Raw genomic sequence first — 13,301 nt, 5'->3', positions numbered from 1 at the left:
ATTCCATAGCTTTCATTTCCGCTTTTTCGGTTAGCTTACCACGCTTTGATGATTTCTGTATGAAATTCGGAACTAGAATCTTTTACAACAGCAATATTATCCACGTTTGCTTGTGATTAAACAAAAACCGAAGAAAATATAAAAAGTAAAATTGTCGGTTTTTTCATTCATTATCATTTTCCAAAAGTTTATAAAGTTCCTCTTTCAGTTTAGGATTAGAAGGTGTAAACGTATAAATTTCAACAACGTCACCCTTTGGATCAATTATTACAGCACAAGGGATATGAGTTATTTTTAAATTTTTTAGAAATTCAGAATCCCACCCATCAGACGCTATTAATTGAATTCCTTTTAAATTTTCATTTTCAACTCTTTCTCTCCATTTGGAATAATTTTTATGGTCATCTATCGAAAGATTTATAAACACTATGTTTTTATTATTGCTAAATTCTTCTGCAATTTGACTAAAGCGCTTTATTTCGTTTTCAGAGGGTTTGCTCCAAGTTGCCCATAGGTTAATATAAACGTAACTCCCTATAAAATCAGTTAATGATGTTGTTCCGCCCTCAAAATTTTCATAGGTAAAACTTGGCACAAGATTTTCATAATTAACTTCGATTTTTGGAGTAATATTATCAGTTGTTTTTTTGTGGATAGTTTTGCTTTTAAAACTTCCATCAGGATTGTACTCTGTTACAATATATTGGTCTTTCTGTTTTTTAATTTTTTTGAGGAAAATATAAATTCCGTCTTTTTTTGTTACTGCAATTTTAGTTGTTTCATTTTTAGAAGTTAGTATATAACTCCCATCAGGTCTGTCACTACTTCCCCAGGCAGTTGTTTTATCGAACTTCTTATTATCGAGATTGGCATATTTATTTAGCTTTACCAAGTCTATTCTTTCAAGTTTTTCCCCGTCTTTTTCATATGGAATGAAGAGTTTACTGCTACAGCTTGTAAAAACTAAAATAAACAATATGTAAATTATTTTTTTCATTTTTTGGGAGCTTCATTAAAAGATTTAACAGCTATATCATATTCGGTCTTTATTTCAGTTAACTTAATTTCCCAAACACTTGGGCTTGGATGTCTTTCAATCAACTTGATTACCGCTTCATAGTCTTCCTCAATTTGTTTTCTCTTCAAATAATCTAAAAGGGTGTCGGATATTGATTCTTCAACAAAATGAAGTTTATAAATACCGTAAGTTGTGCCAGACGGTTGTGTACTCCCATAAAATTTTTCAATTAAAGCGTAAATGGTATTATTTTTTTGAAATATAGAATTTATGCTAATGTATCCGCCAATATCTTCGCCCCAAAAAGTAGTTTCTGAAATATTTTTAATTTCATATATGACATAGTTTTTTCTGTCTTCTGTTGTCATAATAATATTATTTCTAAATGAAAATAACTGACGCTTAGTTGTGGACATTTTATCCCATTCTTTAGTAGTACCATAAGGACTTCTCCTGCTTAAGAATTCTATATCTTCAATTTTTTCAATATAACATTTGTAGGTTTCAAGAACATTTGTTGAAAACACTTCCCAATCTTCATTTAAAGTAGGTTTGTAATTAAGTGCTTTATTTTCATCTACCATTTGTTTTAGCCCGTAAATATGATTTGGAATTTTATAAGTGCCTTTTTTGAATGTAATACTATCTAACTTGACATCAGTATTAGAGAAATTTGGAGTATAAACACGCATAGTATCCTTTTTGAAAACAATATCCAAGTAAAAATCAGGCTTTACCATTCCTCCCATAGGAGTAGGAACCGAAACTATTTGATAGAAATCTGGATGTTTGTATGGATTGCTCGGCTCTTTGAATAAACCGTTATTAGGAATAATTTTCCAATTTTTTCCTGATAAATCAACTTGTTTACCGTCTTTATAAACTTTAAATTCCAAAGAACCTCCATAAGCACCAGGTTGTGCAAATCCATTTCCCCATATTAGGAAAATCACAAAAAATATGTATAAAGTATTTCGTTTCATTCTCTGTTGTCGTTCTTTCGGCATTGGCTATAACATGTCTATAAACGAAGTTTCAGAGCGATTTGTGTCGTTTATATTGACTTTGGACGGAGCAAACCGGAGAAATTTCGTTTTATCAAATGTAACCTATTCAAATAAGGTATCCAAAGGACTTTTTAAGGTTTTATTGCTTATTCCCAATACCCGGGTGTAAACTTCGGTGGTTTTGCTACTGGAATGGCCCAAAGCACTTTGAATATACCGAATATTCACTCCTTGCTGCATTAAGTGGGTGGCGAAGGAATGCCGGAGGGTGTGTGGCGTGCTCCACGGATTGCTCTTGGTCTCCTTAACTGCTTTTCGGTAAATATTTTGAATGCTTTTTGCAGAATATTGGCCACCGTCCTGGCCTTCAAAGAGCCAGTAGCTGGGCTTATGTTCCTTATAATATTCCCGCAATAGTTCCAAAAGAAAGGTACTAAGCACTGTATGCCGATCCTTCTTGCCTTTGCTGTCTTTAATAAAAATGTAGCCATCAGCACTGCGAACATCGGTTACACGCAACCGGATCACTTCGCCAATACGGAGACCGCCCGCATAAATTATGTGCAAAATCGCCTTATGCTTTATATTCTTGGGTTGGGTTAGCAAGTTTCTTACTTCTTCTACACTTAAAACATTGGGAAGGTCCTTGCTCTTTTTTGGCCTGGTTATGTTGTAGTATTCGCGCGGCATTTCCAGAGTGTTTTCAAAATAACATTTGATGGCACTGATAAGAAGGTTTTGTCTCTGTTCGGTGATGTTGTATTTTGAAATAAGGTGATAGACAAATCCTTCTACCTGCTCCTTGCTTATGGTTTTATAATCCTCCTTTTCAAAATAGCTAAAAAATTGACCTAAGACCTGTTGATAACTGCGAATGGTTGAATTGCTAAATCCCTTTAATACCATTTTCTGATGGTTTTTGTCCAGTTCGTTTTGTATCTTCTCGGAATAAGCTACAGTTGGCATTTTGGCAATGGGCTTTAAATCCTCAATCCGCAATAGGTCTCCAAATAGTTCCGAAGTCAGCTTCAGGTTGGCTTGTGTATTGACAATGCTCCACAGCTTCTGGTTGTTATGATAAAAGGAAGTGTTCAACTTTTTAAATGCCTCTCGCATTTCCGTAAGTGGATAGGGTATAAAGAATTTGATCCGTCCTGCATTGGGAAGGGGCCGGTACATTATGACTTGGTATTTTGCCTGCGTTTCCATATTGTTTCAATTTTTGATTTATTTCAAAATTAACCAGAAAAACAGAACGGCGCATGGTGAAATCCGATAGTAAACGTTTATAACCGTTAGGAACGAATATATTATATTTGTTTCATAATGAGTGAAGTAATGGTGAAGAATTGTAAAGTTTGCGAGAAAATTCTTCGGGGACGAACCGATAAAATTTTTTGTTCTGTGGGCTGTAAAAACCACTATCATAAAAATGTGCGCTATGCTACTAAAAAAGCGGCCATCGAAATTAACGGATTTTTAAAACGGAATTATGCTATTTTATGGGAACTTTTGGGTGAAAATAAAACACAAATAAAAGTATATCGAAATGCTGTAGAAAAGAAAAAGTTCCATTTTAAATATCATACTCATATTCACGTCAATTCAAAAGGAAAAACCTACTATTACGTTTACGACCTGGCTTGGATGGAATTTTCGGATGATGAAATTCTTATTCTTCGTAAAAAATAGAAAGTTTCTTTTTTCCTTCTTCCTGCAATTAATAGGACTCAACTCCCACTTGATTCTCTAATAGTTAAGATCCTCACCTTCTTCTGCTCTTGGCGGAGCTTCACGTTTTGGACGTTTTTTGGTGGTAATGCCTTTTTCGGCATTTTGCTTTTTCATTTGTTCCCCAATTTGGTTGCTCGCCACAAAGGATGCAATCATATCGTTCAGCATATTGCTTCCGGCTTGGGGAGAATTTGGCAGGAGAATCAAATTGGTGTTGGTGGCCTCTCCAATAGATTGAAGGGTGTCGTAATGCTGTGTCACTACTATTAAGGCCGAAGCTTCCTGTGAGTTTATCCCCACATTGTTTAGCACATCGACGCTTTCTTCCAAGCCCCGCGCAATTTCACGACGTTGATCGGCAATACCTTGCCCTTGCAAACGCTTGCTTTCCGCCTCGGCACGTGCTTTTGCCACGATCTTGATCCTCTCTGCTTCCGCTTCATATTCGGCAGCTACCTTTTCGCGCTCTGCGGCGTTAATACGGTTCATCGCCGCTTTAACCTGGATATCCGGATCGATATCGGTAACCAAGGTTTTGATAATATCGTAACCATATTCGCTCATTGCTTCGTTAAGTTCAGATTTCACCGCAATTGCGATATCATCCTTTCGTTCAAAGACGTCGTCCAATTTCATTTTTGGAACCTCTGCCCGTACCACATCAAATACATAGGAAGTTATTTGGTCATGAGGACTCTCCAGCTTGTAGAACGCATCATAAACTTTAGATTTTAATACTTGAAACTGAACCGAAATCTTTAACCGTACAAATACATCATCCTTTGTTTTGGTTTCAACAATAACGTCCAATTGCTGGATCTTTAAATTGATTCGTCCTGCTATCCTATCAAAAATAGGAATCTTTATCTGCAAACCCGAATGACGGATACTGTGAAATTTTCCAAAACGTTCGACTATTGCCGCAGTTTGCTGTTTCACCGTAAAAATGCCCGAAAGCACTATAAATATTCCGATTATTAGTAAGGGGACTATAACTACGTATGCATTCATGATTTAAATTTATTTATAATCTGTATGTAATTCTTTCTTTTCATAGTAGAACGCACTTGCCAATTGCAAGTTTAAACTTGGGTATGTGCGACATTATTCAATAATTAAAAGGAAACAATTCAACCAATAGGTTTTTATTAAAAAGTTTTTGAAGGTACGAATTAAAAGCTACTTTCAAACTGCCAAAAAACAGCTAATATGCCCAATCTTTCCAAGTGCAGTTGAGCAAGGGTCTTCGACAGGCTCAGACTGACAATTTTCTTACTTTGATTGCAGACAGTTAAAAAGGAAATATTTAATAACAAATTTTCATTTTTCCCTTAGGGGTGGGACTCCGCTGGGACACCGAGGTAACAAGAAGCAATTTTCTCTCCCTTCGGGGGTCCGGGGATACTAACTACCCATAAACTCCACCGCTCTCCTAATCCGTGAAATACTCTCCTCCTTTCCAAGAATAGAAATAATATCAAATACTTCCGGTCCCTTCATTTCGCCAACCAGAGCCAATCGGAGTGGCATCATAACCTTGCCAAAACCAATATTTTCGGAAGTAATCCATCCTTTTACTGCTTCGGAAACTTTTTCGCTTGAAAAAACATCCAAATTTCCCAAAATGTCCATCACTTTTTGAAGTATTTCAGGAGTTTCTGGTTTAAATGCTTTACTCACTGCCTTTTCATCGAAGTCTTTGGGTGCTTCAAAAAAGAAGCTTCCCTGCTCCCATAAATCACTAACAAAGGTTGCCCGTTCTTTTAAGAGTGATACTATCGCTGGTATGTTGAGGTCTTTGGTCGAAATGTCTTTCTTTTGAAGAAATTCTTTAAATTCTTCAGCTAATTTTTCATTGTCAAGCTTTTGAAAATATTGATTCTGGAACCATTTTGTTTTTTCAGGATCGAATTTAGCACCTGCTTTATGGACTCGCTCCAAATCGAAATCATGAACCAATTCATTTAAACTGAAAATTTCTTGTTCGGTTCCAGGATTCCAGCCTAAAAAGGCGAGCATATTCACTACTGCTTCAGGTAAATAACCATCCTCACGATATCCCGAAAACACATCTCCATCACTGGTTTTCCATTGTAGCGGAAATACCGGAAAGCCCATTTTGTCGCCATCCCGTTTGCTGAGTTTTCCATTGCCCGTCGGTTTTAAGATTAACGGTAAATGGGCGAATTCAGGAGCTTCCCATCCAAATGCTCGGTAAAGTAAAATGTGTAAGGGGAGAGAAGGCAACCATTCCTCACCTCGTATTACGTGAGTGATTTTCATTAAATGATCGTCAACAATATTGGCCAAATGGTAAGTAGGCATGCCATCACTTTTAAAAAGCACCTTGTCATCCAAAATATTGGTTTCAACCTGCATTTCCCCACGGATAATATCTTTTAAGTGGAGGGTTTCCTCTTCAGGCGATTTAAACCGAATCACATATTCCTCGCCACTTGCAATTTTCTGCTCCGTTTCTTCCGAAGAAATGGTAAGGGAGTTCTTCAACTTTAGACGGTTGTGCCAATTGTAGATAAATGTTTTTCCTTTTGCTTCGTGATCCTTTCTATGTGCATCAAGTTCTTCCGGGGTGTCAAAGGCATAATAGGCATTCCCCGATTCGATCAGGGCATCTGCATATTCCCTATAAAGTTCTTTTCGCTCGCTCTGGCGGTAAGGACCCATCCCAGCTTCCTTCCCAATACCTTCGTCATAGGGAATGTTTAACCAATTTAAGGCTTCCATGATATATTCCTCTGCCCCTTCTACAAAACGGTTTTGATCGGTATCTTCAATCCGGAGTAAAAAATCACCACCGTGCTTTTTGGCAAATAAATAATTGAACAAGGCTGTGCGAACACCTCCTATATGAAGCGGTCCAGTGGGACTAGGGGCAAAACGTACCCGTACTTTTTGAGACATGAATTTTGATTTTATTGGGGTTGCAAAGATACAATTCTGAATGAAGTCTTCCCCTTAAAGAATTGCAAGCTTTTTTAATTGTTTTTGGTCCCGAAATTAACTAAGTTTCGGGAGAAGGTTATTGCGGTTGTTTAAAATGGCCTTGAAAAATTTTGCATAATCCGCGTAAACCCTGAGATTATCAAGAAATTGAATTCTAGTGTATGAGCACGAATACACCAATATTTTTTATTGAATTTGTAGAAATTCAAAGAAAGGTTATCGAAATTTCAGTTCATACCGATTTGAATTAGAATTAAATGGTTATCTTGGAAGAGTAAGATTTAAACTACAAGAGTTTTGCTTCATATTATAATTTTTTAAAATATTTTAGATGATATACTTCGCTGCTATTGGCCCGTACGTAATCTTGGGAATTGGCGCACTCTATTTGGCGCTGTTAATTACATCTCTTTTTCTCTTATTTAAAAGCGAATTAGGGATAGTATTATTTGCATGGCTGTTATTCATTTTATTTTTACCGTTTTTGGGAAGTTTGCTTTATTTATTCAATTATCAAATGAATAGGAAAACTTTACATTTATCTGCTTGAATCAAGTAATTTTACCTTTTACAAAACACCTATTAGGTAGCTAATAATTAATAGGTTTTGTATTTTACCATCCTACTACTTATACTTTGAGGATTTTATGCAGAATCATAAAATAAGATTGTAATTTACGGGTTTTAAATTCGAAGGAATGGGAGTAATAGTAAACCGTTTAAGATCCTAAAGAAATTTTAAGTTTAAATGAGCAGTTTTAGTTCTATCCAGCAGAAGCTGGAGGCTTTTATTAAAAAATACTATACAAATGAGCTAATTAGGGGAGCTATCCTCTTTTTTGCCATCGGGTTGCTCTATCTATTATTGACCCTGCTCGTTGAATATTTTCTCTGGCTTAGTTCTTTTGGCAGACGTTTACTTTTTTGGGCCTTTGTAGTTGTTGAGTTGGCCTTATTTTCTCGATTTATCGCTTTTCCTCTGGCGCGTCTGTTCAAATTCAGAAAGGGAATTGATTATGAAGATGCTTCACGGATTATTGGCAATCATTTTCCCGAGGTTAGCGACAAGTTATTAAATGTAATCCAACTAAACCAAAACCGTCAGGAAAGCGAATTACTTGCCGCCAGTATCGACCAAAAGGCTGCCGAACTCCAACCGGTTCCTTTCCAAAGTGCGGTCAATTTTAAGAAGAATGCAAAATATCTTAAATATGCCGCTATTCCGGTTTTGGTATTTATACTATTTACCGTTCTTGGCGGAAGGGACATCTTTTCCAGTAGTTATACGCGAGTGGTGCATTACGATATGGCATTTGAGCCTCCAGCTCCTTTCTCGTTTATTATTATGAATGATGACTTAAACGCTATTGAAGGCATACCGTTTAAGTTGCAAGTTCGAACGGAGGGAACATCAATTCCAGAAAATGCCAGTATCCTTTTTAATGGAGAATCCTATTATATGCAGCAAAACGGCCCGGGAAGGTTTGAATACACTTTTCCACAACCTACAGATCCGTTTGATTTCAGTTTTAGGGCGAATAAGGTTAAATCTAGGAATTATTTATTGGACGTTGTAAAAACTCCATCCCTTTTGAATTTTGAACTGGTTCTAAACTATCCAGCCTATACCAGCAAAGCGGATGAAACCTTGAAGGGAACAGGAAATGCAACGATCCCGGAAGGTACTAATGTGAAGTGGCAGGTAGTAGCGAAAAATACCGATAGGGTGGCGTTGAAAACAGCGGATACTACTTTTTCATTTAATTTAAAAGATGAGAATTTTAAGTTTGAAAGAAATATCTATAACAAATTTGATTATGCTATAACCACTTCTAATGAAAATTTGAAGGATTATGAAAATTTATCGTTTACCTTAAATGTAGTTAAAGATCAATTTCCGGAAATCGATGTCCAATCCAAAGTGGATAGCACGGATAGCCAACGAGTATTTTTCCTGGGTAGGGTTTCAGATGATTATGGCCTTACCAAACTCCAGTTGGTATATTATCCTTCGGGAGAAGAGAATAGCCCTAATTTTGAACCTTTAACGGTAAACAAATCTAATTTCGATCAATTTACATTTGTATTTCCTGGTAATTTGGAACTAAAGGATGGGGTTTCCTATGAGTATTACTTTGAAGTGTTTGATAATGATGCCCTACATAATTTCAAATCGTCCAAATCGGGAATGTATTCCTTCCGAAAACTCACTTCGGATGAATTGCAGGATGAGCAACTTCAAAATCAGCAAAAAGCTATTCAGGGGCTCGACAAGTCCTTGGAAGAAATGAAAGATAGCAAGCAGATGTTAGAGGAGATTTCGCGGACGCAAAAGGAAAAAAATGAGTTGAATTATAATGATAAAAAGAAACTTGAGAATTTTATCCAGAGACAACAGCGGCAAGAGGATATAATGAAGGACTTTTCAAAAAAGCTTAAAGATGATCTGCAGAATTTCCAACCAGAAAACCAAGACAAGGATCCGTTTAAGGAACAACTGGAAAAGCGTTTAGATGAAAACGAGGAAAGACTACAGGAGAATGAAAAGTTATTGGAAGAACTTCAGAAACTTCAAGAGAAAATCAATAAGGAGGAATTGACCGAAAAATTGGAGAAATTATCCAAGCAGAATAAGAATCAGGAAAAAAATCTTGAGCAGTTAGTTGAACTTACGAAGAGATATTATGTAGAAAAGAAAGCCGAAAAACTTGCCGACGAGCTTTATAAGTTAGGAGAGAAACAGGAAGAACTTTCCCAGAAATCTGAGGAGGATAATACCAAAGAAACACAAGAAGAACTTAATGATGCCTTTGATAAAATAAAGGAGGAAATGGAGGAGCTGAAAAAGGAAAATGAGACCTTAAAAAAACCTCTTGATATTCCAGATGATAAAGGTGGGGAAGAAGAGGTTGATAAGGAGCAAGAGAAGGCAACGGATAAGTTGGAGAAAAAGGATTCCAAGGGTGCTTCTGATAATCAAAAAAAGGCCGGAAAGAAGATGAAAGAGATGGGGCAGAAGATGCAACAGCAGATGATGTCCGGCCAAATGGAGACCTTGGATGAGGATGTAAAAATGCTGAGACAGATTTTGGATAATCTCGTTGTGTTTTCCTTTAGACAAGAGGAGCTGATGGAAACCTTCAAGGAAATCCAATATGGAAATCCCATCTATGGGAAAAAATTGAATGTTCAACAGGAACTTAAGATTAACTTTGAACACGTTGACGATAGTTTGTTTGCTCTATCGTTGCGACAGCCGTTATTAGGAAATCAAATAAATTCCGCAATTACTGAAGTTCAGTACAATATAGATAAAGCCTTGGAGCGATTAGCTCAGAATAACGTTCGGCAAGGTATTGGTAATCAGCAATATACAATGAAGAGCTCCAATGATTTGGCGGTCTTGTTAGACGAACTTTTGGGCAATATGCAAATGCAGATGCAAATGGCCGCCGGTTCCGGATCTGGAAAAGGGATGCCGTCCCCAGGTAAGGGAGGTGGCGAGGGATTCCAACTGCCAGACATTATTAAAAAACAGGAAGGACTTAATGAGAAGATGGAGGAGGGCATGAAACAGGGCGGAAAATCCGGTGAAGGGGAAGGTGAAGGGGAAGGATCGGAAGGTAAAGAGGGAGATAAGGATGGTAAGGGAGACGATGGAGGAAAAGGAAAGGATGGCAACAAACAGGGTAATTCGGGAGGTAGTGATAATGAAATGATGGATGGAGAATTATTTGAGATATATAAAGAACAGCAAGAACTTCGTCAACAGTTGCAGGATAGGTTGAACAAAGAAGGAATCAAGGGTAATGGAAGTAACTTGCTCAAGAAAATGGAAGGAATCGAACAGCAGTTACTCGACAAGGGTTTCAACAAAGGCACTCTTCGGCAAATGCTGAATCTTAAATATGAACTTTTAAAATTGGATGAGGCGGTTCGGGAACAAGGACAGGAGAGTAGAAGAGAATCCCAAACCAATAGGAAAATCTTTAATCCCAAATCGACGCTTAGCCCCGAGGAGATAAAAAAATACTTTAATTCCATCGAAATTTTAAATCGGGAGGCATTACCTTTGCGTCAGGACTATAAGGAGAAAGTCCAGGATTATTTTAAAACTACACATGATTGAATTCAATTTTGAATCACAGTTTGAACTTCGGGAGCAATTACAATTAATAGATTGGATATCTGATACAATTGTTTCCGAAGGATTTCAAGTTGGAGAATTAAGTTATGTTTTTTGTGACGATAAATTTCTACATAAACTGAATGTTGAATTCCTAGGTCATGATACGTTAACCGACATCATTAGTTTTGATTATAGAATGGGTAAGCAGGTTAATGGTGAGATTTTTATTTCCATTGAAAGAGTAGAGGAGAATGCTGCCACGTTTGGTGTTACCTTCGAGAAGGAGCTTCATAGGGTTATGATCCACGGTATTTTTCACTATTGTGGCTACAAGGATAAGTCCAAGGAGGATGAGAAATTAATGCGATCCAAGGAAGATGACGCTTTAGAGCGTCTTGGGTTTGCCTACTTTTCCAACTGATATTTCTATCTCTACTTCAGATAATTGTCGTAGTTTTGCATCCTTTTTCCTAGCTCGCCAAACTGTAATGTTCCACGTGGAACAATTTAATTTTACCGAGATGTTTTCAAATGAATATGATGTAATTGTTGTGGGTGCCGGTCATGCTGGATCTGAAGCTGCGGCTGCCGCTGCCAATTTAGGATCTAAGACCTTATTGGTTACAATGAATCTACAAACCATTGCGCAGATGAGTTGCAATCCTGCCATGGGTGGAATTGCTAAGGGGCAAATAGTGCGTGAGATTGATGCCTTGGGTGGTTACAGTGGGATTATTTCCGATAATACTGCCATTCAGTTTAGGATGCTGAACATGTCCAAAGGACCCGCAATGTGGAGCCCGCGGGTCCAAAGTGATAGAATGCGGTTTGCAGAGGCTTGGAGATTGAAGTTGGAGAGTACTCCCAATCTCGATTTCTATCAAGAAATGGTTGGTGGGATTATTGTTGAAAATGGAGTTGTAAAGGGTGTAAGAACTTCTTTAGGGTTGGAAATCTTCGGGAAAACTGTAGTGCTCACCAATGGTACCTTTTTGAACGGTTTGATCCATATAGGTGAAAAACAATTTGGTGGTGGTCGCGCTGGTGAAAAAGCGGCTACCGGAATAACCAAAGATTTGGTTGACCTCGGTTTTGAAGCAGGTCGGATGAAAACTGGAACTCCTCCAAGAGTGGATGGACGTTCGCTTGATTTCTCTAAGATGATGGAACAGGCTGGGGATGAAAATCCTGAGAAATTCTCCTATTCCGATGAGACCAAACCATTGACCAAACAGCGGTCTTGTTATATTACCCACACAAGTCTGGAGGTACACGATGTATTGAGAGAAGGCTTTGATCGTTCTCCTATGTTCAACGGTTCAATTCAAAGTCTTGGGCCTCGATATTGTCCATCTATTGAGGATAAGATTAATCGCTTTGCAGACAAGGAGAGGCACCAGATTTTTGTTGAGCCGGAAGGGTGGGATACGGTGGAATGCTATGTAAATGGTTTTTCAACTTCTCTTCCCGAGGATGTTCAGTTTAAAGCTTTACGTCGGGTGGAAGGATTTGAAAATGTGAAATTTTTCCGTCCAGGATATGCTATTGAATACGATTTTTTTCCTCCCACACAATTAAAGCACACTCTAGAAACCAAACTGGTTTCGGGTTTGTTTTTTGCCGGTCAGATAAACGGTACTACTGGTTATGAAGAGGCGGCGTCCCAAGGTTTAATGGCAGGAATTAATGCGCACTTACTTTCTGCGGAAAGGGATCCGTTTATTCTGAGAAGGGATGAGGCCTATATTGGTGTTTTAGTAGATGATTTGATTACTAAAGGCACGGAAGAGCCTTATAGAATGTTTACTTCCAGAGCCGAATATAGAACCTTATTGCGTCAGGATAATGCCGATTTTCGTCTTACTCCGAAGTCATATGAAATTGGTTTGGCAACTGAAGCGCGGATGCGACGAATGGAAACCAAGGAGAAGAAATCTTCCGATTTTGTCCAGTTTTTTAAGGATACCAGCGTTCCCGCAGAAGAAATAAATAAGATTTTCCAAAGGCGGAATTCGGCTTTGGTAGGACAAAGTGATAAGATGTTTAAATTCTTTTCGCGACCAGAGGTCACCATGGAGGATATGAAAACAATTGATTCAGTTGTCCAATTTATAGAAGAGAACGAATTGGATCCTGAAGTTGTTCAACAGGCCGAAATTCAAGTGAAGTATTCTGGTTATATAGAAAAGGAAAAAAATAATGCGGACAAGTTAAATCGATTGGAAGGGTTAAAGATCCCACCCAATTTTGACTATTCCAAGCTAAAATCACTTTCCTATGAGGCACGGGAAAAGTTGTCGAAAATTAGACCTGTCACGGTTTCGCAAGCATCAAGAATAAGTGGTGTTTCCCCCAATGATGTTTCCGTTCTTCTCGTTTATATGGGGCGTTAAGGCAGTTGTTCCACGTGAAACATTTATTTTTCAGCTAAATTATCCTTATAAATAAT

Annotated in this window: 9 protein-coding genes; 4 read left to right on the top strand and 5 right to left on the bottom strand. The window is 37.7% G+C overall.

Annotation, left to right across the window (positions count from 1 at the left end; all coding sequences use genetic code 11):
* Nucleotides 1-163 precede the first annotated feature (163 nt).
* The 3 genes from EI546_RS11025 to EI546_RS11015 form a co-directional block, all read right to left on the bottom strand.
* The gene (locus EI546_RS11025; RefSeq protein ID WP_128250593.1) at nt 164-997 is read right to left on the bottom strand and encodes a TlpA family protein disulfide reductase; all 834 of its coding nucleotides are present in this window, start codon (nt 995-997) and stop codon (nt 164-166) included.
* A complete protein-coding gene (locus EI546_RS11020) occupies nt 994-2,025 on the bottom strand; it encodes a hypothetical protein (RefSeq protein WP_128250592.1) in 1,032 nt (343 codons plus the stop codon). The genes EI546_RS11025 and EI546_RS11020 overlap by 4 nt, the downstream gene beginning before the upstream one ends.
* 102 nt (nt 2,026-2,127) lie before the next feature.
* Nucleotides 2,128-3,234 carry a tyrosine-type recombinase/integrase gene (locus EI546_RS11015; protein ID WP_128250591.1) on the bottom strand — a complete coding sequence of 369 codons (1,107 nt, stop codon included), beginning with the start codon at nt 3,232-3,234 and terminating at the stop codon, nt 2,128-2,130.
* Between the two features lie 117 nt (nt 3,235-3,351).
* Between EI546_RS11015 and EI546_RS11010 the strand changes: the two genes are divergently transcribed.
* Complete coding sequence (locus EI546_RS11010) at nt 3,352-3,717, top strand: hypothetical protein (protein WP_240673099.1); 366 nt, start codon at nt 3,352-3,354, stop codon at nt 3,715-3,717.
* Between the two features lie 57 nt (nt 3,718-3,774).
* Here the strand turns inward: EI546_RS11010 and EI546_RS11005 are convergent, their stop codons facing one another.
* Both EI546_RS11005 and gltX read right to left on the bottom strand, forming a co-directional pair.
* On the bottom strand, nt 3,775-4,770 hold the full coding sequence (locus tag EI546_RS11005) for an SPFH domain-containing protein (protein ID WP_128250590.1): 996 nt from the start codon (nt 4,768-4,770) through the stop codon (nt 3,775-3,777).
* Nucleotides 4,771-5,163: 393 nt separating this feature from the next.
* On the bottom strand, nt 5,164-6,681 hold the full coding sequence (gene gltX / locus EI546_RS11000; protein WP_128250589.1) for a glutamate--tRNA ligase: 1,518 nt from the start codon (nt 6,679-6,681) through the stop codon (nt 5,164-5,166).
* Nucleotides 6,682-7,471: 790 nt separating this feature from the next.
* Between gltX and EI546_RS10995 the strand changes: the two genes are divergently transcribed.
* The 3 genes from EI546_RS10995 to mnmG all read left to right on the top strand — a co-directional run bounded on the left by EI546_RS10995 (nt 7,472) and on the right by mnmG (nt 13,245).
* Nucleotides 7,472-10,852: a DUF4175 family protein gene (locus EI546_RS10995; protein WP_128250588.1), complete on the top strand. Its 3,381-nt coding sequence runs from the start codon at nt 7,472-7,474 to the stop codon at nt 10,850-10,852.
* A complete protein-coding gene (ybeY, locus tag EI546_RS10990; RefSeq protein WP_128250587.1) occupies nt 10,845-11,273 on the top strand; it encodes an rRNA maturation RNase YbeY in 429 nt (142 codons plus the stop codon). Before EI546_RS10995 ends, ybeY begins: the two co-directional genes overlap by 8 nt.
* Nucleotides 11,274-11,373: 100 nt before the next feature.
* Complete coding sequence (gene mnmG, locus EI546_RS10985) at nt 11,374-13,245, top strand: tRNA uridine-5-carboxymethylaminomethyl(34) synthesis enzyme MnmG (protein ID WP_128251597.1); 1,872 nt, start codon at nt 11,374-11,376, stop codon at nt 13,243-13,245.
* The last annotated feature ends 56 nt before the right edge of the window (nt 13,246-13,301 follow it).

It is taken from the genome of Aequorivita sp. H23M31 (assembly GCF_004022485.1).
GTDB lineage: Bacteria > Bacteroidota > Bacteroidia > Flavobacteriales > Flavobacteriaceae > Aequorivita > Aequorivita ciconiae.
This window is presented reverse-complemented; position numbering and strand designations above follow the sequence as displayed.